We start from the raw sequence: 20,898 nt of genomic DNA on the forward strand, positions 1-20,898 counted from the left end.
GCTCCCCTCAGTTGCCGGTCGTGAAACCGGTGATGTCGCCCACCCGGGTCAGCGCCGCGTGCGCGGCGGCCACGATCCGGTCGGGGGTGAACCCGAACTGCTCGAAGAGCACGGTGTAGGGCGCGCTCGCGCCGTAGTGCTCGATGCTCACGCACTCGCCGCTGTCGCCGACGATCGCCCGCCAGGACATCGCGATGCCCGCCTCCACGCTCACCCGTGCCTTTACCCCGCGCGGCAGCACCGACTCCCGGTACGCCTCGTCCTGCGCGAAGAACCATTCCTGGCACGGCATGGACACCACCCGGGTGGGGGTGCCGTCGGCCTCCAGCCGCTCCCGGGCGGTGAGGCAGAGCTGCACCTCGGAGCCGGTGCCGACGATGATCACCTGCGGCTTGCCGGTGGACGCCTCGGCCAGCACGTACCCGCCCTTGGCGGTGCCCTCGGCGGAACCGAACTCGGCGCGGTCGACCGTCGGCAGCGCCTGCCGGCTCAGCGCCAGCGCGGTCGGCCGGTCGGTGTGCTCCAGCGCCTGCCGCCAGGCCCAGGCGGTCTCGTTGGCGTCGGCCGGGCGGACCACGTCCAGGCCGGGGATGGCCCGCAGCGCGGTCAGGTGCTCGATCGGCTGGTGGGTGGGGCCGTCCTCGCCGAGGCCGATCGAGTCGTGCGTCCAGACGTAGGTCACCGGCAGCTTCATCAGCGCGGCGAGCCGCACCGACGGACGCATGTAGTCGCTGAACACCAGGAACGTGCCGCCGTAGGGGCGGGTGCCGCCGTGCAGGGCGATGCCGTTGAGGATCGAGCCCATGCCGTGCTCGCGGATGCCGAAGTGCAGCGTGCGGCCGTACTCGTCGCCCGGGAAGTCCTTGGTGGCGTGCCCGGCGGGGACGAAGGACGGCTCGCCCTTCATGGTGGTGTTGTTGCTCTCGGCCAGGTCGGCCGAGCCGCCCCACAGCTCGGGCAGCACCGGGGCGAGCGCCTCCAGGACCTTGCCGGAGGCGGCCCGGGTGGCGACGCCCTTGGCGTCCGCCGGGAAGGTCGGCAACGCGTCGGTCCAGCCGGTCGGCAGGGTACGCGTGGCCATCCGGTCCCACAGCGCCTTGCGCTCCGGGTTGGCCTGCGCCCAGGCGTCGAACCCCTTGTTCCACTCGGCCTGCGCCTCGGTGCCGCGCTCGACCACCTGGCGGGCGTGCTTGAGCACCTCCTCGTCGACCTCGAAGGTGCGCTGCGGGTCGAAGCCGAGGATCTCCTTGGTGGCCTTGACCTCGTCCGCGCCGAGCGCCGAGCCGTGGATCTTGCCGGTGTTCTGCTTGTTCGGCGCGGGCCAGCCGATGATGGTGCGCAGCGCGACGAACGACGGCCGGTCGGTCTCCGCCCGGGCGGCCAGCAGCGCCTGGTAGAGCGCCTCCACGTCCTCGTGGTAGTCGCCCTGGTCGGCGTCGCCGGTGCGCCAGTCGACGGTCTGCACGTGCCAGCCGTACGCCTCGTAGCGGGCCGCCACGTCCTCGCTCTTGGCGATCCGGGTGTCGTCCTCGATCGAGATCTCGTTGTCGTCGTAGATCACGCAGAGGTTGCCGAGCTGTTGGTGGCCGGCGAGCGCGCTCACCTCGTGGGTGATGCCCTCCTCGATGTCGCCGTCGGAGGCGATGCACCAGATGTCGTGCCGGAACGGGGAGTCGGCGCGGTCCGGCTCGGGGTCGAACAGGCCGCGCTCGCGGCGGGCGGCCATGGCCATGCCGACCGCGTTGCCGAGGCCCTGGCCGAGCGGGCCGGTGGTGGTCTCGACGCCGGGGGTGTGGCCGTGTTCCGGGTGGCCGGGGGTGAGCGAGCCCCACTGGCGCAGCGCCTTGAGGTCGTCCAGGGCCAGCGGGTAGCCGGAGAGGAAGAGCTGGATGTAGAGGGTCAGGCTGGAGTGCCCGGCGGACAGCACGAACCGGTCCCGGCCGGGCCAGTTCGGGTCGGTCGGGTTGTGCCGCATGACCCGGTTGAACAGGAGGTAGGCCGCCGGGGCGAGGCTCATCGCCGTGCCCGGGTGGCCGTTGCCGGATTTCTCCACGGCGTCCATGGCCAGCACGCGGACCGTGTCGACGGCCCTGCGGTCGAGGTCGGACCAGTTGAGAGCGGGAAGCTCGGGTCGTTTCGCAGCCACGTTGATGTGCTCCTCGGCAGATGGGCGGAACCCTCACTGATGACCCTATCGAGCGCCGCTAAACGTCCGCCCGGGGATCTCGGCATGCTGACTTGTACGTTTGCGTCCCGGCCGGACGTTCAACCCCCGGTGTGACGGCCCGCACCGTTGCCGGGTCTGCGGGGCAGCCAAAACGACGACGCGTAGTGTGTGGGGCGGTGTGTGGACCCGGCTCGGGTCCGGGCCGACGACCTCCCCTGCCGAAGCCGGAAGGTGGCAATCCGTGAGCATGATCACCGAGCGCCCGGTCAGCAACCCTGCCGGGTCGTCACCGGTGGGCACGGTGGCGGAGGCGCCGGCGACCGGCCGGCGGGACGTGCGGGCCGTCGTGGCCGCGTACGTCGCGCTGACCAAGCCACGGATCGTCGAGCTGCTGCTGGTCACCACCGTGCCGGCGATGATGCTCGCGGACGGCGGCATGCCGTCGCTGTGGCTGGTGGCCGTGGTGCTGGTCGGCGGTTCGCTCGCGGCCGGCGCGGCGAGCGTCCTCAACTGCTACATCGACCGCGACATCGACCAGTTGATGCGGCGCACCAAGCGTCGTCCGCTGCCGGCGCACACCGTGTCGCCGCGCAACGCCCTGGTCTTCGGGCTGGTGCTGGCGGCGGTGTCGGTGGCGCTGATGGCGGCCACCACCAACTGGCTGGCGGCCGGCCTGACGCTGGCCGCGATCGCCTACTACGACCTGGTCTACACGCTCTGGCTGAAGCGGACCACGGCCGCCAACACGTTCTGGGGCGGCGTCTGCGGGGCCGCGCCGGTGCTGATCGGCTGGGCCGCGGTCACCGGCTCGCTGTCGCCGGCCGCCTGGGGCCTGTTCGCGGTGGTCTTCTTCTGGCAGATGCCGCACTTCTACGCGCTGGCCATCAAGTACAAGGACGACTACGCCCGGGCCGGCATTCCGATGCTGCCGGTGGTGGCCTCGGTCCGGCGGGTCAACGCCGAGATCATCGGGTTCTCCTGGCTGACGCTGCTGTCGTCGCTGGCGGTCTGGCCGCTCGGGATGAGCCCGATCTACGGGGTGACCGCGCTGGTCGTCGGCGGGATCTTCGTGGTGGAGGCGCACAAGCTGTGCCGGCGCGCGGCGCGCGGCGAGGCGGTCAAGCCGATGCGGCTGTTCCACTGGTCGACCACCTACCTCACCATCCTGTTCGCCGCCGTGGCGCTGGACGCGCTGATCTGACCGTCGCGCTCGTTCGCGCACGTGAGGCGGTTCATCAGAAGTTTTTTCCCGGTCCACCGTAGGGGACCAACCCGGACAGAGCGTGACGATCTCTGCCGCCCGGTTTGCCCGGTTATGAACGATAAATCCGGGCAAATTACCTGTGGTTCTCCTTAAACGGAGGGGTAATTGGCATCACATTCAGTTCATCGTTCTCGCACATCCGGGTGGAAGTCTGCTTAGGCTTCGCGTCATGGCAGATGGTTCCGATACGACGCTGACGGCTGACAAGACCGACGAGCAGGCCCCCAATGGCCTGGTCGCGGGCATCAAGTCGTTCGCCGCCGGGCACGGCGGCGCGAAGGCGGTCATCGAGTACGTCGGCAAGCGCGGCGCACGGATCGTCCTCGTGGGTTCCGACGGAGCGTGGGCGGACCAGTTCGCCGACGACACCGTCGTCGCACGGCAGGCCTGTGCCACGGCCGGGGTCGACGTGGAGAACGCCTGGGAGCGCGAGCTGATGGACCAGATGCGTCCGAGCAACGACCTGTGGCGGTCGATGGCCCGGCGCACGATGGCCCGCTGACACACATAACCGCATGACCAACCACCACCAGTCGACCCGGGGGAAACCCCGGGTCGCTCTCGTCACCTGTGCCGCCCTGCCCGACCTCGACCCCGACGACCGGCTCGTGCTCGACCCGCTCGCCGCCCGCGGCGTCCACGCCGAGGCCGCGATCTGGGACGACCCGACCGTCGACTGGTCCGGCCACGACCTGGTGGTGCTCCGTTCGCCCTGGGACTACGCCCTGCGGCGGGACGAGTTCGTCGCCTGGGCGCGCACCGTGCCGGCCCTGGTCAACCCCGCCGACGTGGTCGCCTGGAACACCGACAAGCGCTACCTGGCCGAGCTCTCCGCCGCCGGGGCGCCGACCGTGCCGACGGTCTGGATCGCGCCGGGGGAGCGCTGGACGCCGCCGGCCACCGGCGAGCACGTGCTCAAGCCGGCGGTCAGCGCCGGCAGCCAGGACACCGGGCGCTACGACCTGGCCGACCCGGAGCACCGGGAGCTGGCGGCGGCGCACGCGCGACGCCTCGGTGCCGCCGGGCGGGTGACCATGGTCCAGCCGTACCTCGACGCGGTGGACACCGCCGGCGAGACCGCGCTGCTCTACCTGGCCGGCCCGGACGGCCTGGTCTTCAGTCACGCGATCCGCAAGGGGCCGATGCTCACCGGCCCGGACCGGGGCGAGGCCGCGCTCTACAAGGAGGAGCGGATCGACGCCCGCGCCGCCACCGCCGAGCAGCGGGCGGTCGCCGACACGGTGCTGGCCGCCGTTCCGGGCGGGACCGACCGGCTGCTCTACGCCCGGGTCGACCTGATCCCCGGCCCGGACGGCTCGCCGGTGCTGGTCGAGCTGGAGCTGACCGAGCCGAGCCTCTTCGTCGGCTACGCCGACGGCGCCCCCGACCGCCTCGCCGACGCGATCCTCGCCCACCTGCCCCGCCGCCCCTGACCGCCCCGCCCCGTCCAGGGTCGAGGCGCACCACCACCAGGCGCGACGAACGAAACGCCATGGAACGTCTCACGCCCCGCCCAGGCACCCACCGCGTTCCACCCGCCGTCCGTCGACGTCGTGGGCGGACCGCACCCCGTGGACGCCTGCTTGCCCAGCTCTCCGGGTGCGGTGAGCCCGGCGATCACGAAGTCAGCGACGCAGCGCGCCCGCTCTGTCACCCGGCCCGCCGACCCGCCGCGCCGATCTTGGAGTTGTGGCAGTTCCGATTTCAGGGCGTAAGCGACATATCATGGCACCACAAGTCCATGATCGAGACCCTCGGCTCCAACCCGCCGCACTTCCGGAAGTCGAGCAGGTGATCATGAAGTTGACGGCATCAACGGTGCCGCTCACTGCTGGCTGGGTGCTGGTCGCCGGGCGTGGCGGGCTGACGGAGCCTGAGCCGTCGGGGCGGCTGGGGAGACGTGTCAGCCGCGGTCGGTGTGGTTGCGGTCCCAGCGACCGCCGATCGGCGGGGTGTCCAGGCGCAGCGCGGCCGTCGACCCGGCGAGGTCGTTGTCCTCCACCGCGCACGACACGCAGCTTCCGGACTCGGTGATCCAGATCCCGTACGCCTGGGTGTCGGCCTCCCGGTGCCAGATCCGGTTGGCCCGGACGGTGGCCGAGTCGAACGGGGCCGCGACGGTGATCCCGGCGCTGGCCGCCGGCCCGTCCGGCAGCTCGTACGCCGAGCCGGGCTCCGGGATCGCCTCGTTCCAGGCGGTGGCGCCGTCCGGGCGTACCTCGGCCAGGGCGAGCCGGTCGTCGGTGTTGTCCGCGACCACGGCGTCGCGGGAGCCGACCCGGACGACCTTGCCCCGGTGCCCGCCGGCCGGCCAGTGCGCCGCGCCGTCGGTGACCTCGCGCAGGCCGTAGCGCACCGCGTCGCCGGAGCCCCGGTGGGCCGGGGCGGAGCGGCGCCCGTTGTCGCGGATCCGGTTGCCCACGATCGACGCGTCCAGCATCGGCCGGTCGATCCGGATGCCGTCCAGCGCGTTCTCCCGGATGTCGTTGTCCTGGATCACCACGTCCGCCGCCGCGCCCCGGTAGCCGTGGCCGAGGTCGTGCTCGTGGTAGCCGTACCCGCCGTTGCGGCTGATCCGGTTGCCCTGCACCGCGTACGGGCCGGGGGTGTTGCCCATGCTGATCCCGTCGCCGACGTTGCAGTCGATCACGTTGCCGGTGAGCAGGCCGCCGCGCCCGGCGACCCCGGCGGTGCCGTTGGCCGACACGTCGAAGCCGGCCTCCAGGTTGTTGGTCATGGTGCAGCCGGAGACGATCAGCCCGTCCGCGCCCCAGTCCGAGATGCCGAACCGGTTGGCCTGGCTGTGGCAGCCGATGATGCGGATGCCGCGCGGCGGGGTCCAGTAGTCCTTCTGCAGCTCCAGGAAGATCCCGTTGGTGCCGTTGCCGACGGTGGTGCAGTTGGCGATGGTGAGGCGCTCCACGTCGCCCCAGCCGCCGATGCCGACGCCGATCCCGGCGCCGCCCATCTGCTGGCCGTTGTCCAGTCGGCCGCAGCCCACCACGACCACGCCGTCGATCAGCGTGTCCTGGAGGAAGTCGCAGCCGAGGCCGGTCGCGCCGGTGTGGTGGATGTAGAGGTTGCGGAACACGCCCCGCACCACGTACTGCAGGCCGAGCCCCTTGGCCAGGTAGTCGTACTCGGCCTGGCCGACGCCGGAGCCGTCGATCTCGAAGTCGGCGAACGTGCAGTCGGCGATGTGCCGGTCCCGGTCCGCGCCGTGCTGCACGGTGGTCCAGTAGGCCAGCGGTACCGGGTCGGCCCGGTTGCCCTCGTTGCTGAGCAGGAACCGGGTCGCGGCCGGGCCGGCGCCGATGAGCGAGACGCCGCTGCGCCAGACCGTGCCGGCGTCGCGGATCGAGTAGAGGCCCGGCGGGCAGTGGATGACCCGGGCCCGCCCGTCCGCGTCATAGCCGGCGCCCAGGCGGTCCACCAGCGCGGCCAGCGCCGGCTGGTCGTTGGTGACGCCGTCGCCGGTGAGGCCGTGCTCGCGGGCGTCGCACCACAGCGGCGCGCCGGCCACCGGCGTCAGCCGCTGCGGCGTGGTCGTGGCAAGGCCCCTGCGCGACACCGGCGGCTCCCCTCGGGCGTACGGTCCGTCGTCCGGCCCGCATTCCCGCTCCCGCCGCGCGGTAACGCCCGGCTCAGGCGGTGGCGCCCACCGGCTCGGCGGTCGGCGCGGCCGGGGCCGGCGGGGCGGCCGGGAGGCGCTCGCGGGTGGCCCACAGCACGCCGAGCGTGGCGAGCAGCACCAGGCAGGAGCCGAGCATGTGCGCGGCGACCAACGCCGCCGGCAGGTGGGTGAAGTACTGCACGAAGCCGATCAGGCCCTGACCCAGCTCGACCGCGAGCAGCACCGCGGCGGCCCGGGCGGCGCGCGTGGCGCCGACCGCGCGGAACGCGAAGAACAGCGCCACCGAGAGGCCGAGCAGCAGGAAGACGCCGTCCGCGTGCACCTGGGAGATCGACTCGGGGTCCAGGCCGTTGCGGGCCGCGCCCTGGTCGCCGGCGTGCGGGCCGCTGCCGGTCACCCAGGTGCCGACCACCAGCACCGCCGCGCCGACCACGGTGGTGATCCAGGCGAGGGTACGCAGCGGCGCCGGCACGGTCGGCGTCACCGGCCCGTCCGGCTCGACGGTGCGCCGCCACAGCGCGTACGCGACCGCGATCACCACCATCGAGGCGAGGAAGTGCAGCCCGACCACCCACGGGTTGAGGTTGGTGAGCACGGTGATCCCGCCGAGGACCGCCTGCGCCGGGATGCCGAGCAGCACGCCCACGGCCAGCGGCAGCAGCCCCCGGCGGCGCGGGCGCTGGGCCAGCACGGCCAGCACCACGGCGAGCGCGATGATCCCCACCGCGAAGGTGAGCAGCCGGTTGCCGAACTCGATCACCCCGTGCACGCCCATCTCGGACGTGGTGGTGTAGGACTCGTCGGTGCACCGGGGCCAGGTGGGGCAGCCGAGGCCGGAGGCGGTGAGCCGGACGGCCCCGCCGGTGACCACGATCGCCACGTTCGCGATGATCGAGGTGAACGCGAGGCGACGCAGCAGCGTGGGGGAGACCGGGAACCGGACGGAACGCTTCACGGAGCGAATCCTACGCACCGTAGTTGATCCCGATCGGGTGACTCCGGAGACCCGGTGGTCGGGATCACCGGACCCCGGGTTTGCGGGGCCTGCGCGAATTACGTAACGTTGCCGTTGTGAAAAACGCGGCAGCGCTGTCCGAAGGGTCGGTGACCAGTACGGTCGCCGGCGCGACGGCCCCTGCCGACCTGTCGACCCGGGACCGGGTCACGCAGCTTCTGCTGGAGCGGGGCGCGACCACCGCCGCGCAGCTCGGCTCCGCGCTCGGTCTCAGCCCGGCCGCGATCCGCCGGCACCTCGACGCGATGCTCGCCGACGGTGACGTGGTCGCCCGCGAGCAGACGGTCCGGGGCAGCCGGGGGCGGGGCCGGCCGGCCAAGGTCTTCGTGCTGACCGAGGCGGCCCGGGTGCGCTGTGGCACCCACCACTACGACAACATGGCCACCGCCGCGCTGCGGTGGATCGCCCGCACCGGCGGCGCCGAGGCGGTCGCGGCGTTCGCGGCCGACCAGGTCGCCGCGCTGGAGCACCGCTGCCGGGCCGCCATGGAGGACGCCGGCGACGCCCCGCTCGCGCGGGCCGAGGCGCTCGCCGGGGCGCTCACCGCCGAGGGCTACGCTGCCAACGCGTCCACGATCGCGTCCGGCGGCCAGCTCTGCCAGCACCACTGCCCGGTGGCGCACGTGGCCGCCGAGTTTCCCCAGCTGTGCGAGGCCGAGACCGCGGTGATCTCCCGCCTGGTCGGCACCCACGTGCAGCGCCTGGCCACCATCGCGCACGGCGACGGCGTGTGCACCACGCACATTCCCGCCCAGTCCGGTTCCACCGTCACCACTGTGAGGACAGATAGATGACCGAGCAGATCGTCCAGCCCCTGACCCAGGAGGAGCAGCTCGCCGCCCTCGGTCGTTACGAGTACGGCTGGGCCGACCCCGACGTCGCCGGGGCCGCCGCCCAGCGTGGTCTGAACGAGGCGGTGGTGCGTGACATCTCGGCCAAGAAGAACGAGCCGGCCTGGATGCTCGACCTGCGCCTGAAGGGCCTGCGGCTGTTCGGCCGCAAGCCGATGCCGGCCTGGGGCGCCGACCTCACCGGGATCGACTTCGACAACATCAAGTACTTCGTCCGGTCCACCGAGAAGCAGGCCACCAGCTGGGAGGACCTGCCGGAGGACATCAAGAACACCTACGACCGGCTGGGCATCCCGGAGGCGGAGAAGCAGCGGCTGGTCGCCGGCGTCGCGGCGCAGTACGAGTCCGAGGTCGTCTACCACAAGATCCGTGAGGACCTCGAGGAGCAGGGCGTCGTCTTCCTCGACACCGACACCGCGCTGCGCGAGCACGAGGACATCTTCAAGGAGTACTTCGGCACGGTGATCCCGGTCGGCGACAACAAGTTCGCCGCGTTGAACACCTCCGTGTGGTCCGGTGGCTCGTTCATCTACGTGCCGAAGGGCGTGCACGTGGAGATCCCGCTGCAGGCCTACTTCCGGATCAACACGGAGAACATGGGCCAGTTCGAGCGCACGCTGATCATCGTCGACGAGGGCGCGTACGTGCACTACGTCGAGGGCTGCACCGCGCCGCTCTACTCCTCCGACTCGCTGCACAGCGCGGTCGTGGAGATCATCGTCAAGAAGAACGCGCGCTGCCGTTACACGACCATCCAGAACTGGTCGAACAACGTCTACAACCTGGTCACCAAGCGTGCCGTCTGCCACGAGGGCGCGACCATGGAGTGGGTCGACGGCAACATCGGTTCCAAGGTCACCATGAAGTACCCGGCGGTCTACATGACCGGCGAGCACGCCAAGGGCGAGGTGCTCTCGGTGGCCATGGCCGGCGAGGGCCAGCACCAGGACGCCGGCGCCAAGATGGTGCACGCCGCGCCACACACCTCCTCGACCATCGTGTCGAAGTCGATCGCCCGGGGCGGCGGTCGCACCTCCTACCGCGGCCTGGTGCAGGTGCTGGAGGGCTCGCACAGCAGCCGCAGCACGGTCAAGTGCGACGCGTTGCTGGTCGACACCATCTCCCGCTCCGACACCTACCCGTACGTCGACATCCGCGAGGACGACGTGTCGATGGGGCACGAGGCGACCGTCTCCAAGATCAGCGACGACCAGCTCTTCTACCTGATGAGCCGGGGCCTGAGCGAGGACGAGGCGATGGCGATGATCGTGCGCGGCTTCATCGAGCCGATCGCCAAGGAGCTTCCGATGGAGTACGCGTTGGAGCTCAACCGCCTGATCGAGCTGCAGATGGAGGGCGCGGTCGGCTGACCGTGACCGCGCTGCCCGGACCAGTCTGGCCGGGCAGCGCGGACCCCGTCCGACCCTCCGACTAATGACACCGCGTCGCTGAACAGACCAAGGAAGAGATGACTACCCAGGCTTCCGCGCCGCCCACGACCAAGTCGCAGGCGCTCCGCTCGTACGACGTCGCCGACTTCCCGGCCCTGACCGGCCTGGAGGAGGAGTGGCGTTTCACCCCGCTCAAGCGCCTGCGGGGCCTGACGGGTGACGGCTCCGGGTCGCCGCGCGGCACGGTCCGGCACGAGCACGACGACCTGCCCGAGGGCGTCACCGTCGACCGGATCGCCTCCGACGACCCGCGCGTGGGCAGTGTGCTCACCCCGTTCGACCGGGTCAGCGCGCTGGCCCACGGCGAGGCCGACGGCGCGCTGCTGGTGCAGGTCGCCCGGGACGCCGTGGTGGCGACGCCGGTGCGCCTGCGGGCGGTCGGCGAGGACGCCGGGGCGCCCGCGTTCGGCCACACCTTCGTCGAGGTGGGCCGGTTCGCCGAGGTGACCGTGGTGCTGGAGCACGTCGGTTCGGCCACGCTCGCCGACAACGTCGAGGTGACGGTGGCCGACGGCGCGAAGCTGACCCTGGTCACGGTCGCCGACTGGGCCGACGACGCGGTCCAGGCGCAGCACCTGAAGGTGAAGCTGGGCCGCGACGCCAAGGTCGTGCACGTGCAGGTGAGCCTCGGTGGCGACCTGGTCCGCCAGCACACCACGGTGGAATACACCCAGCGCGGTGGCGAGGCCGAGCTGTACGGCCTCTACTTCGCCGACTCCGGGCAGCACCTGGAGCACCGGCAGCTCGTCGACCACACCGTGCCGGACTGCCGCAGCAACGTCGGCTACCGCGGCGCGCTGCAGGGCGACGACGCGCACACCGTCTGGGTCGGCGACGTGCTGATCCGGGCCGAGGCGACCGGCACCGACACGTACGAGATCAACCGGAACCTGCTGCTCAGCGACGGCGCCCGGGCCGACTCGGTGCCCAACCTGGAGATCGAGACCGGCGAGATCGCCGGCGCCGGGCACGCCAGCGCGACCGGCCGGTTCGACGACGAGCAGCTCTTCTACCTGATGGCCCGGGGCATCCCGGAGGGTGAGGCCCGTCGCCTGGTGGTGCGCGGCTTCTTCGCCGAGATGATCAACAAGATCCCGGTCGAGGAGCTGCGCGAGCGGCTCGGTGACGCGATCGAGGCGCGCCTGACCAAGGCCGGCGCCTGATGATCAGGATCTGTTCCACCGAGGACGTGCCGAAGGGCGCCGCGATCAGCGCCGACGTGGACGGCGTGCAGGTGGCGATCGTGCACGGCGAGGACGACGCGTTCTACGCCGTCCGCGACGAGTGCTCGCACGCCGCCGTGGCGCTCTCCGAGGGCGAGGTCGAGGGCTGCACGCTGGAATGCTGGCTGCACGGATCCCGTTTCGACCTGCGTACCGGCGAGCCGACCGGGCTGCCCGCGACCGAACCCGTACCCGTCTACCCCGTCGAAGTCCGCGACGGCGAGATCTACGTCAGCATGACGCCGAGCAATGGAGTGACGCGATAATGAGCACCCTGGAGATCCGCGACCTGAAGGTGTCGGTCAAGCTGCCCGAGGGTGAGCTCAAGCCGATCCTGCACGGGGTCGACCTGACCGTGCGCTCCGGTGAGACGCACGCGATCATGGGCCCGAACGGCTCCGGCAAGTCGACGCTGGCCTACTCGATCGCCGGCCACCCCAAGTACGAGATCACCGGCGGCGAGGTGACCCTCGACGGCGAGGACGTGCTCGCCATGTCCGTCGACGAGCGGGCCCGCGCCGGCCTCTTCCTGGCCATGCAGTACCCGGTCGAGGTCCCCGGCGTGTCGGTGGCCAACTTCCTGCGGACCGCCAAGACCGCCATCGACGGCGAGGCGCCGAAGCTGCGCACCTGGGCCGGCGAGCTGCGCGGGGCCATGGAGAAGCTCCAGATGGACCCGGCGTTCGCCCAGCGCAACGTCAACGAGGGCTTCTCCGGCGGTGAGAAGAAGCGGCACGAGATCGTGCAGCTGGAGCTGCTCAAGCCGAAGATCGCCATCCTCGACGAGACCGACTCCGGCCTGGACGTGGACGCGCTGCGCGTGGTCAGCGAGGGCGTCAACCGGGTCCGGGACACCGGCGACACCGGCATGCTGCTGATCACCCACTACACCCGGATCCTGCGCTACATCAAGCCGGACTTCGTGCACGTCTTCGTGGCCGGGCGGATCGTCGAGCAGGGCGGCCGCGAGCTGGCCGACAAGCTCGAGGAAGAGGGCTACGAGCGGTACGTGGCCGGGGCCGGCGCGGCGCGGGCCTGACCTGACATGACCTCCTCCATCGCGATCCCGGCCGGCATGCCGCAGTACGACGACGTGCCGCGCTTCGACTCCGCGGCGGTGCGGGCCGACTTCCCGATCCTGGACCGGGAGGTCAACGGTCACCCGCTGGTCTACCTGGACAGCGCGAACACCTCGCACAAGCCGCGGCAGGTGCTGGACGTGCTCACCGAGCACTACGCGCGGCACAACGCCAACGTGTCGCGTTCGGTGCACACGCTGGGCACCGAGGCGACCGAGGCGTACGAGGGGGCACGGGCGAAGATCGCCGCGTTCGTCAACGCGCCGAGCGTGGACGAGGTGGTGTTCACCAAGAACTCCACCGAGGCGATCAACGTGGTGGCGTACGCGTTCTCCAACGCGTCGCTGCGCGCGGACGGCGACGAGCGGTTCCGGCTCGGCCCCGGCGACGAGATCGTGATCTCCGAGATGGAGCACCACTCGAACATCGTCCCGTGGCAGTTGCTCGCCGAGCGCACCGGCGCGACGCTGCGCTGGTTCCCGGTCACCGACGGCGGCCGGCTCGACGAGTCGGGGCTGGACGACCTGGTCACCGAGCGCACGAAGATCGTCTCGCTGGTGCACACGTCGAACATCCTCGGCACGGTCAACGCCACCGGCCGGATCACCGAGCGGGTCCGCCAGGTCGGCGCGCTGCTGCTGCTCGACTGCTCCCAGTCGGTGCCGCACCAGCCGATCGACGTGGTCGACCTGGACGCCGACTTCATCGTCTTCACCGGGCACAAGATGTGCGGCCCGACCGGCGTCGGCGTGCTCTGGGGCCGGGGCGAGCTGCTCGCCGCGATGCCTCCGGTGCTGGGCGGCGGCTCGATGATCGAGACGGTGACGATGGCGCGCACCACGTTCGCCGCGCCGCCGGCCCGGTTCGAGGCGGGCACGCCGCCGATCGCCGAGGCGGTCGCGCTCGGCGCGGCGGTGGACTACCTGACCGGGGTCGGGATGCGGGCGATCCAGTGGCACGAGAAGGAGCTGACGGCGTACGCGCTGGACGCCCTCGCCACCGTGCCCGGGCTGCGGATCTTCGGCCCGTCCGTGCCGGTCGGCCGGGGCGGGACGATCTCGTTCGCGCTCGGTGACGTGCACCCGCACGACGTCGGGCAGGTGCTCGACTCGCTCGGCGTGCAGGTGCGGGTGGGGCACCACTGCGCCAAGCCGGTGTGCGCCCGCTTCGGGGTGCCGGCGATGACGCGGGCGTCGTTCTACCTCTACACCACCACCGCGGAGATCGACGCCCTGGTGGCGGGCCTGGAGCAGGTGCGGAAGGTGTTCGCGTGACGAATCCTGATTCTCTCTACCAGGAGATCATCCTGGATCACTACAAGCACCCGCAGGGCCGTGGCCTGCGGGAGGCGACGGACCCGGCCACCCGGGTCGGCGAGGCGCACCACGTCAACCCGACCTGCGGTGACGAGATCACCGTGCGGGTGGCCACCGACGGCACCGTGTTCACCGACATCTCGTACGACGGGATGGGCTGCTCGATCAGCCAGGCGTCGGCGAGCATCCTGCACGAGCTGCTGCGGGGCCGGGCGGCGGGCGACGCCGCGGTGGTGCACGAGGCGTTCGTCGAGTTGATGTCCGGGCGTGGCCAGGTCACGCCGGACGAGGACGTACTCGGAGACGGGGTGGCGTTCGCGGGTGTCGCGCGCTACCCGGCCCGGGTCAAGTGCGCGCTGTTGTCGTGGATGGCGTTCAAGGACGCTGCGGCACGCGCCGGGGTGGGCGTGAGCCCGACGGAGGTGAAGGCATGAGCGAGCACGAGACCACGACGCCGGAGACCGGCGCGGTGGCGACCGACAGCCCGGCCACGCCGGCCGGCGGCAAGGCCGCCGTCGGCGACATCGAGGAGGCGATGAAGGACGTCGTCGACCCCGAGCTGGGCATCAACGTGGTCGACCTGGGCCTGGTGTACGGCGTGCACGTGGACGACGAGAACGTCGCCACGCTGGACATGACGCTGACCTCGGCGGCCTGCCCGCTGACCGACGTGATCGAGGACCAGGCCCGGCAGGCGCTGACCACCGGCCCGGGCGGCGGCCTGGTGAACGACATCCGGATCAACTGGGTCTGGCTGCCGCCGTGGGGCCCCGACAAGATCACCGACGAGGGGCGCGACCAGCTCCGCTCGCTCGGCTTCAACGTCTGACCGGTTCCCCGGTCACCGTTCGCGGGCGCGTCACCCCTTCCGGGGTGGCGCGCCCGAGTCGTTTGCCCGCCCACCTGGTCCCCGCCCCGCCCCGCCACCTCCACCAGTGCCGCCTTCACGGTCGACAGTGCTCCGGCCCGATCTGCGCCGGCGGTCAGCTCGTCCAGGACCGCCAGCGACCAGAAGATGAGATCGAGCGTCCATCGAGCGGGACGCCGGTAGATCTTGGAAGAAACCGGCCCCCATAGGGGCCTTTTCGTTCCAAGATCTCCTCCGACCCGACCCGAGCCGAGCCGAGCCGAGCCGAGAAATCGGGTGGCGGGGGCGGGGGCGCGGGTCGGAGGATGAGGGGGTGATCGAGGCGTACCCGAAGCAGGCTCCTGTCCGTGCGGCCACGGCCGCGCGTCGACAGCGCGCCCTGCCGGCCGTCTCGACCCGTCGTCCGCCGTCGTGACCGGCGGGTTCCTCGCCGGCCTGGTCGCCGGCTACGGCGTGGCGATCCCGGTCGGTGCGATCGCGGTCCTCATCCTCGGGTTGAGCGCCCGCGACGGGTTCCGGGTCGGCGCCGCCGCGGCGCTGGCCGTGGCGACCGCCGACGGGCTCTACGCGGCGCTCGCCGCGCTCGGCGGCGCCGGGCTGGCGAGGCTCCTCGCCCCGGTCGCCGGGCCGCTGCGGGTGGTCGCCGCGTTGGTCCTGCTCGGCATCGCCGCGCACGGCCTGTGGCGGGCCTGGTCCACCCGGCGAGCCCGGCCGATGGACGAGCCCCCGGCGGTGCGCGGCGGGCACGACCCGGCGGTGGGCGGGGCCCCGGCGGTGCGTGGCCCGGCGGGAGCGGACGTGCCGGCGGGTCGCGGCCTGCGCACCCCGGCCCGGGCGTACCTGGCGCTGCTCGGCCTCACCCTGCTGAACCCGGCCACGGTGCTCTACTTCGCCGCGTTGGTGCTCGGCCGCCGCGACGCGGCCGAGCCGGATCCGGCCGTCGCCGCGGCGTTCGTGGCCGGCGCGTTCCTGGCCTCGGCGAGCTGGCAACTGGTGGTGGCCGGCGGTGGCTCGGTGGTCGGCCGGGCGCTGTCCGGTCCGCGCGGCCGGCTGGTCACCGGCGTGGTGTCCAGCGCGTTGATCGCCGCTCTCGCGGCGGCCACCCTGCTGTCCGGCTGACCGCGTACCGTCGTGTCATGAGCAGCCGACCCGCAGCCGGGGGCGGCCGGTGGGTCGAGGTCGACCCGGCCCGCGTCCTGCGCTGGGCCGAGGGCTTCGCCGACCGGCACGGCCCGCCCACCGTCACCGCCCTGGGGTACGGTCTGCTGCTCACCGCCCCGGACGGCGCCACCGCCGAGTTGCACACGCCGCCCGGCGCCCGCCCGGCGCCGGACCTGCGGGCGTTCGCCGGTGTGGCCGCCGCGCCCCGCCGGCTCGGCCTGCTACTGGCCCGCAAGGGCGCGGTGGCGGTCGGGGTGGCCGACGGCACCGAGCTGGTGACCTCCAAGGTGGACACCCGGTACGTGCAGGGGCGCACCGCCGCCGGCGGCTGGTCGCAGCAGCGGTTCGCCAGGCGGCGCGACAACCAGGCGAAGGCGGCCCTGGGCGACGCGGCCGACCTCGCCGTACGCCTGCTGTTGCCGGCGGCCGGCACGCTCGCGGCGCTGGTCTGCGGCGGGGACCGGCGGGCGGTGGACACGGTGCTGGCCGACCGGCGGCTGGCGCCGCTCGCGGCGTTGCGTGCCGAGCGCCTGTTGGACGTGCCGGAACCTCGGCACGCGGTGCTGGTGGCGGCCGTCGCCGCCGCCCGGGCGGTCCACATCCTGGTCCGCTGAACAGGAAAGATCACATCAAGCCGGTCAATCTCCCGCGCCGCCAGTGCATCGAGCGAAACCGATCTCTAAGGTTGGTGTCACGAAGTGGTGGGTCTCCGGGCGACCCACCGGGGCAGCTTCGCCTCCGCCATCCGTGCACCGACATCGTTGGGAGAGAACATTTTCATGAGCGGACATCAGGACGGCCGGCCCGGAACCCGGTGGCGCCGTGCGACCAGGCTGCTCGCCGCCGCGGCGGCGATGTGCACCGGAAGCGTCGTGCTCACCGCCGCGCTGACCACGGGCCCGGCGGCGGCCGGTGCGGCCGAACGCGCCGCGCTGGCGGCCCCGGCGGTCACCAGTGTCACCACCGGCGGGGCGCACACCTGCGCGATCCCGACCGACGGGGGCCTGTGGTGCTGGGGCTCGAACTACGGCGGCCAGCTCGGCGACGGCACCACCACGAACCGGAGCACCCCGGCGCGGGTCGGCACCGCCACCTGGGCGTCGGTCGACGGCGGCTCCGGCCACACCTGCGCGATCCGGACGGACGGGACGCTGTGGTGCTGGGGCTCGAACTTCCGGGGCCAGCTCGGCGACGGCAGCACCACCAGCCGCAGCGCGCCGGTGCAGGTCGGCACCGCCACCACCTGGGCCCGGGTCAGCGCCGGCCCGGCGCACACCTGCGCGATCCGGACCGACGGCACGCTCTGGTGCTGGGGCTTCAACCGGACCTCGCAGCTCGGCGTGGGCACCTCGCCGTACGTCGCGACCACCCCGCTGCAGGTCGGCACCGCGACCACCTGGGCGAGCGTCTCGACCGGCTTCGCGCACACCTGCGCGATCCGCACCGACGGCACGCTGTGGTGCTGGGGGCTGAGTTCGGACGGGCAGCTCGGTCTCGGCACGCTGGGCTCGCAGACCACGCCGGCGCAGGTCGGCACCGCGACCACCTGGTCCGGCGTCGCGGCCGGATACGCGCACACCTGCGGGGTCCGCTCCGGCGCGCTGTGGTGCTGGGGGGAGAACGGCTACGGGCAGCTCGGCGTGGGCGGCACCTACCAGACCACGCCGGTCCAGGTCGGCACCGGCACCACCTGGAGCCGGGTCGACGCGAGCAGTGACACGTCGTGCGCGTCGCGCACCGACGGCAGCCTCTGGTGCTGGGGCAAGAACGGCTCCGGGCAGGTCGGGGACGGCACCACCACGCACCGGTCCGCGCCGACCCGCGTCGGCACCGAGACGACCTGGACCGGCGGCCTGGCCGTCACCGACCACGGCTGCGGGATCCGCACCGGCGGCGGCCTGTGGTGCTGGGGCGACAACAGCGGTGGGCAACTGGGCGACGGCACCACCGTCCAGCGGCCGACGCCGGCCCAGGTGAACCTGCCGGGCTGACCGGCGGGCACCACGGGACCGGGCCGCCGGCCCGTGCCGCGGGACGTCCCAGCGGTACGGGCCGACGGCCCGGGGTGGAGCGGTCGCGCCTACTGGCCGGCGCCGAAGGTGTCGCAGGCCTTCGGGTCGCCGGTGGAGAAGCCCTTGGTGAACCACTGCTTGCGCTGCTCGGAGCTGCCGTGGGTGAACTCGTCCGGGTTCACCGGCCGGCCGGAGCGCTGCTGGATGGCGTCGTCGCCGATCTTCTCGGCGGTGTCGATCGCCTGCTGGATGTCCTGGTCGGTGATGCTCTTGAAGATCTTCTGCCCCTTGTCGTCGGCGGTGCCGGTGGCGTTCTTGGCCCAGGCGCCGGCGTAGCAGTCGGCCTGCAACTCCAGCTTGACCGAGAGCGCGTTGGCGTTCTGCGGGTCGCGCTGCTGCTGGCGGCGCATCTGCGCCTCGGTGCCGAGCAGGTCCTGCACGTGGTGGCCGTACTCGTGCGCCAGCACGTACGGCTGGGCGAACTCGCCCTCGGCGCCGAGCTGGTCGGCGAGCAGCCGGTAGAACGTGAGGTCGATGTAGACCAGGTCGTCGGCCGGGCAGTAGAACGGCCCGACCCCGGAGTCGGCCGCGCCGCAGCCGGTGTTGACGTTCTGGCTGAAGAACACCGTCTTGGACGGCTGGTACTGCTCGCCGAAGACCTCCGGCATGGCGGTGCGCCAGTATGCCTGGATCGAGTTGACGTAGAGGGTGTTGCGGCAGTCGAGCTGCTTCAGCGCGTCCTGCGCGGAGCACTTCTGCTCCAGGGAGGTGTTGTCGCCCTGCTCGGATCCGCCGCCGCCGTTGGTGGCCGCGTTGAGGCCGAAGCCGCCGCCGACCAGGGCGACGAGCACGGCGATGATGATGCCCACGAGCCCGCCCCGGCCACCGCCGCCACCCGGGATGGGAATGCCCATCCCGCCTCCTCCTCCGCCGCCGGACCCTCGCCGGTCGTCCACCTGGCTGGTGTCGACCCGCGCGTTCTCGTTCAGCTCCATGTTGACCCCGATCACCGATGTGTCCGTGTGTGATGGTTGCGGTACCGGACCGGGTCCGGACGGCGCATTCGGTACCCGATGATCTTGTCCGGTAATCCGGCGGGGGCGGCGCGGCGCGCCCGGTACACTTGACCCGTGCTGCGCTGCGAAGGCTGAACGGCCCCGCGCCGACGGGAGATGACGACCCGCCGGCGCTTTCGCGTGCCCTGAATCAGCCCTTCCGGAACCCCGAGAGCGAGTACTCCGAAATGATCACTGCCACCGGCCTGGAACTGCGCGCCGGTTCCCGGATCCTGCTGTCCGACACCACGCTGCGGGTGCAGCCGGGGGACCGGATCGGCCTGGTCGGGCGCAACGGCGCCGGCAAGACCACCACCCTGAAGGTGCTCGCCGGCGAGGGTCAGCCGTACGCCGGGCAGATCGACCGGCGCAGCGCCATCGGCTACCTGCCGCAGGACCCGCGTACCGGCGACCTGGACGTCACCGGGCGGGACCGGGTGCTCTCCGCACGCGGCCTGGACGTGCTCATGGCGCAGATGAAGGAGCTGGAGGACAAGCTCGCCGAGGGCGCCGACGACGAGAAGCTGGTCCGCCGCTACGGCGCGCTGGAGGACCAGTTCGCCTCGCTCGGCGGCTACGCGGCCGAGGCCGAGGCGGCCCGGATCTGCGCCAACCTCGGGCTGCCCGACCGCGCGCTGGCGCAGACCATCGGCACGCTCTCCGGCGGCCAGCGCCGCCGCATCGAGCTGGCCCGGATCCTGTTCCGCGACGCGGGCGAGAACGGCGGCGGCATCCTGCTGCTCGACGAGCCGACCAACCACCTCGACGCCGACTCGATCACCTGGCTGCGCGGCTTCCTCGCCAACCACAAGGGCGGCCTGATCGTGATCTCCCACGACGGCTCGCTGCTGGAGTCCGTGGTCAACAAGGTGTGGTTCCTGGACGCCACCCGGTCCGTGGTCGACACCTACAACCTCGGCTGGAAGGCGTACCTGGAGGCGCGCGAGACCGACGAGCGGCGGCGGCGCCGGGAGCGGGCCAACGCCGAGAAGAAGGCCGGCGCGCTGATGGCCCAGGCGGACAAGATGCGCGCCAAGGCCACCAAGACCGTGGCCGCGCAGAACATGGCCCGCCGGGCCGAGAAGCTGATCTCCGGGCTGGAAGAGGTACGCCACGCGGACAAGGTGGCCAAGGTCCGGTTCCCCAACCCGGCGCCGTGCGGCAAGACGCCGCTGACCGCCGCCGGCCTGTCCAAGTCGTACGGGTCGCTGGAGATCTTCACGGACGTGAACGTCGCGGTGGACCGCGGTTCCCGGGTGGCCATCCTCGGCCTCAACGGCGCCGGCAAGACCACCCTGCTGCGGATGCTCGGCGGGCTGCTGGAGCCGGACACCGGCGAGGTGCGCCCCGGGCACGGCCTGCGGCTCGGCTACTACGCCCAGGAGCACGAGACACTGGACGTGGACCGGACGATCCTGGAGCACATGCGCAGCGCCGCGTCGGACCAGACCGACACCGACCTGCGCAAGATCCTCGGCGCGTTCCTCTTCTCCGGCGAGGACGTGGACAAGCCGGCCGGTGTGCTCTCCGGTGGCGAGAAGACCCGGCTGGCGCTGGCCACGCTGGTCTGCTCGGGCGCCAACGTGCTGCTGCTGGACGAGCCGACGAACAACCTCGACCCGGTCAGCCGGGAGCAGGTGCTCGACGCGATCGCCCGCTATCCGGGCGCGATCGTGCTGGTCACCCACGACCCGGGCGCGGTGACCGCGCTCAAGCCCGACCGCGCCATCCTGCTGCCCGACGGCGACGAGGACGCGTGGTCCGACGACCTCCTGGAACTGGTCGAGCTGGCCTGACCCGCT

The 20,898-nt window shown here is 72.2% G+C and carries 19 protein-coding genes; 15 read left to right on the forward strand and 4 right to left on the reverse strand.

What is annotated here, in order from left to right; genetic code table 11:
* Positions 1-7 precede the first annotated feature (7 nt).
* The gene (tkt, locus tag H1D33_RS03755) at positions 8-2,146 is read right to left on the reverse strand and encodes a transketolase (RefSeq protein WP_181569387.1); all 2,139 of its coding nucleotides are present in this window, start codon (positions 2,144-2,146) and stop codon (positions 8-10) included.
* Positions 2,147-2,408: 262 nt separating this feature from the next.
* Between tkt and H1D33_RS03760 the strand changes: the two genes are divergently transcribed.
* From H1D33_RS03760 to H1D33_RS03770, 3 genes are all read left to right on the forward strand, one after another.
* Complete coding sequence (locus H1D33_RS03760; protein ID WP_181569386.1) at positions 2,409-3,368, forward strand: heme o synthase; 960 nt, start codon at positions 2,409-2,411, stop codon at positions 3,366-3,368.
* A gap of 232 nt (positions 3,369-3,600) precedes the next feature.
* The gene (locus H1D33_RS03765) at positions 3,601-3,933 is read left to right on the forward strand and encodes a hypothetical protein (protein WP_181569385.1); all 333 of its coding nucleotides are present in this window, start codon (positions 3,601-3,603) and stop codon (positions 3,931-3,933) included.
* A 13-nt stretch (positions 3,934-3,946) separates the two neighbouring features.
* Entirely contained in the window at positions 3,947-4,864 is a 918-nt protein-coding gene (locus H1D33_RS03770) for an ATP-grasp domain-containing protein (protein WP_181569384.1), read from the forward strand.
* A 470-nt stretch (positions 4,865-5,334) separates the two neighbouring features.
* Here H1D33_RS03770 and H1D33_RS03775 read toward each other — a convergent pair whose 3' ends face one another.
* Positions 5,335-7,002 (reverse strand): right-handed parallel beta-helix repeat-containing protein, encoded by a 1,668-nt coding sequence (locus H1D33_RS03775; RefSeq protein ID WP_181569383.1) that lies wholly within the window; start codon positions 7,000-7,002, stop codon positions 5,335-5,337.
* 73 nt (positions 7,003-7,075) lie between these two features.
* Complete coding sequence (locus H1D33_RS03780) at positions 7,076-8,038, reverse strand: COX15/CtaA family protein (protein ID WP_181569382.1); 963 nt, start codon at positions 8,036-8,038, stop codon at positions 7,076-7,078.
* A 98-nt stretch (positions 8,039-8,136) separates the two neighbouring features.
* Between H1D33_RS03780 and H1D33_RS03785 the strand changes: the two genes are divergently transcribed.
* The 11 genes from H1D33_RS03785 to H1D33_RS03835 all read left to right on the forward strand — a co-directional run bounded on the left by H1D33_RS03785 (position 8,137) and on the right by H1D33_RS03835 (position 18,020).
* Positions 8,137-8,874: a helix-turn-helix transcriptional regulator gene (locus H1D33_RS03785; RefSeq protein ID WP_181569381.1), complete on the forward strand. Its 738-nt coding sequence runs from the start codon at positions 8,137-8,139 to the stop codon at positions 8,872-8,874.
* A complete protein-coding gene (gene sufB, locus H1D33_RS03790; RefSeq protein WP_181569380.1) occupies positions 8,871-10,301 on the forward strand; it encodes a Fe-S cluster assembly protein SufB in 1,431 nt (476 codons plus the stop codon). The genes H1D33_RS03785 and sufB overlap by 4 nt, the downstream gene beginning before the upstream one ends.
* A 98-nt stretch (positions 10,302-10,399) precedes the next feature.
* Positions 10,400-11,545, forward strand: coding sequence for a Fe-S cluster assembly protein SufD (gene sufD / locus H1D33_RS03795; protein WP_181569379.1), 1,146 nt, complete (start codon positions 10,400-10,402; stop codon positions 11,543-11,545).
* The gene (locus H1D33_RS03800) at positions 11,545-11,871 is read left to right on the forward strand and encodes a non-heme iron oxygenase ferredoxin subunit (RefSeq protein ID WP_091071871.1); all 327 of its coding nucleotides are present in this window, start codon (positions 11,545-11,547) and stop codon (positions 11,869-11,871) included. The genes sufD and H1D33_RS03800 overlap by 1 nt, the downstream gene beginning before the upstream one ends.
* Complete coding sequence (gene sufC / locus H1D33_RS03805) at positions 11,871-12,644, forward strand: Fe-S cluster assembly ATPase SufC (RefSeq protein ID WP_181569378.1); 774 nt, start codon at positions 11,871-11,873, stop codon at positions 12,642-12,644. Before H1D33_RS03800 ends, sufC begins: the two co-directional genes overlap by 1 nt.
* A gap of 6 nt (positions 12,645-12,650) precedes the next feature.
* A complete protein-coding gene (locus H1D33_RS03810) occupies positions 12,651-13,958 on the forward strand; it encodes a cysteine desulfurase (protein WP_181569377.1) in 1,308 nt (435 codons plus the stop codon).
* Positions 13,955-14,434 carry a Fe-S cluster assembly sulfur transfer protein SufU gene (sufU, locus tag H1D33_RS03815; protein WP_181569376.1) on the forward strand — a complete coding sequence of 160 codons (480 nt, stop codon included), beginning with the start codon at positions 13,955-13,957 and terminating at the stop codon, positions 14,432-14,434. The genes H1D33_RS03810 and sufU overlap by 4 nt, the downstream gene beginning before the upstream one ends.
* Entirely contained in the window at positions 14,431-14,829 is a 399-nt protein-coding gene (locus tag H1D33_RS03820; protein WP_181569375.1) for a metal-sulfur cluster assembly factor, read from the forward strand. Before sufU ends, H1D33_RS03820 begins: the two co-directional genes overlap by 4 nt.
* Positions 14,830-15,279: 450 nt before the next feature.
* Positions 15,280-15,987: a LysE family transporter gene (locus H1D33_RS03825; RefSeq protein ID WP_181569374.1), complete on the forward strand. Its 708-nt coding sequence runs from the start codon at positions 15,280-15,282 to the stop codon at positions 15,985-15,987.
* Between the two features lie 17 nt (positions 15,988-16,004).
* The gene (locus H1D33_RS03830; protein WP_181569373.1) at positions 16,005-16,643 is read left to right on the forward strand and encodes an acVLRF1 family peptidyl-tRNA hydrolase; all 639 of its coding nucleotides are present in this window, start codon (positions 16,005-16,007) and stop codon (positions 16,641-16,643) included.
* 165 nt (positions 16,644-16,808) lie between these two features.
* Positions 16,809-18,020: an RCC1 domain-containing protein gene (locus H1D33_RS03835; protein WP_181569372.1), complete on the forward strand. Its 1,212-nt coding sequence runs from the start codon at positions 16,809-16,811 to the stop codon at positions 18,018-18,020.
* An 89-nt stretch (positions 18,021-18,109) separates the two neighbouring features.
* Here the strand turns inward: H1D33_RS03835 and ypfJ are convergent, their stop codons facing one another.
* Positions 18,110-19,036 carry a KPN_02809 family neutral zinc metallopeptidase gene (gene ypfJ, locus H1D33_RS03840; protein WP_181572920.1) on the reverse strand — a complete coding sequence of 309 codons (927 nt, stop codon included), beginning with the start codon at positions 19,034-19,036 and terminating at the stop codon, positions 18,110-18,112.
* Positions 19,037-19,284: 248 nt separating this feature from the next.
* Between ypfJ and H1D33_RS03845 the strand changes: the two genes are divergently transcribed.
* Positions 19,285-20,892, forward strand: coding sequence for an ABC-F family ATP-binding cassette domain-containing protein (locus tag H1D33_RS03845; RefSeq protein ID WP_181569371.1), 1,608 nt, complete (start codon positions 19,285-19,287; stop codon positions 20,890-20,892).
* Positions 20,893-20,898: the final 6 nt, after the last annotated feature.

It is taken from the genome of Micromonospora ferruginea, from assembly GCF_013694245.2.
In the GTDB taxonomy this organism is placed as follows: domain Bacteria; phylum Actinomycetota; class Actinomycetes; order Mycobacteriales; family Micromonosporaceae; genus Micromonospora; species Micromonospora robiginosa.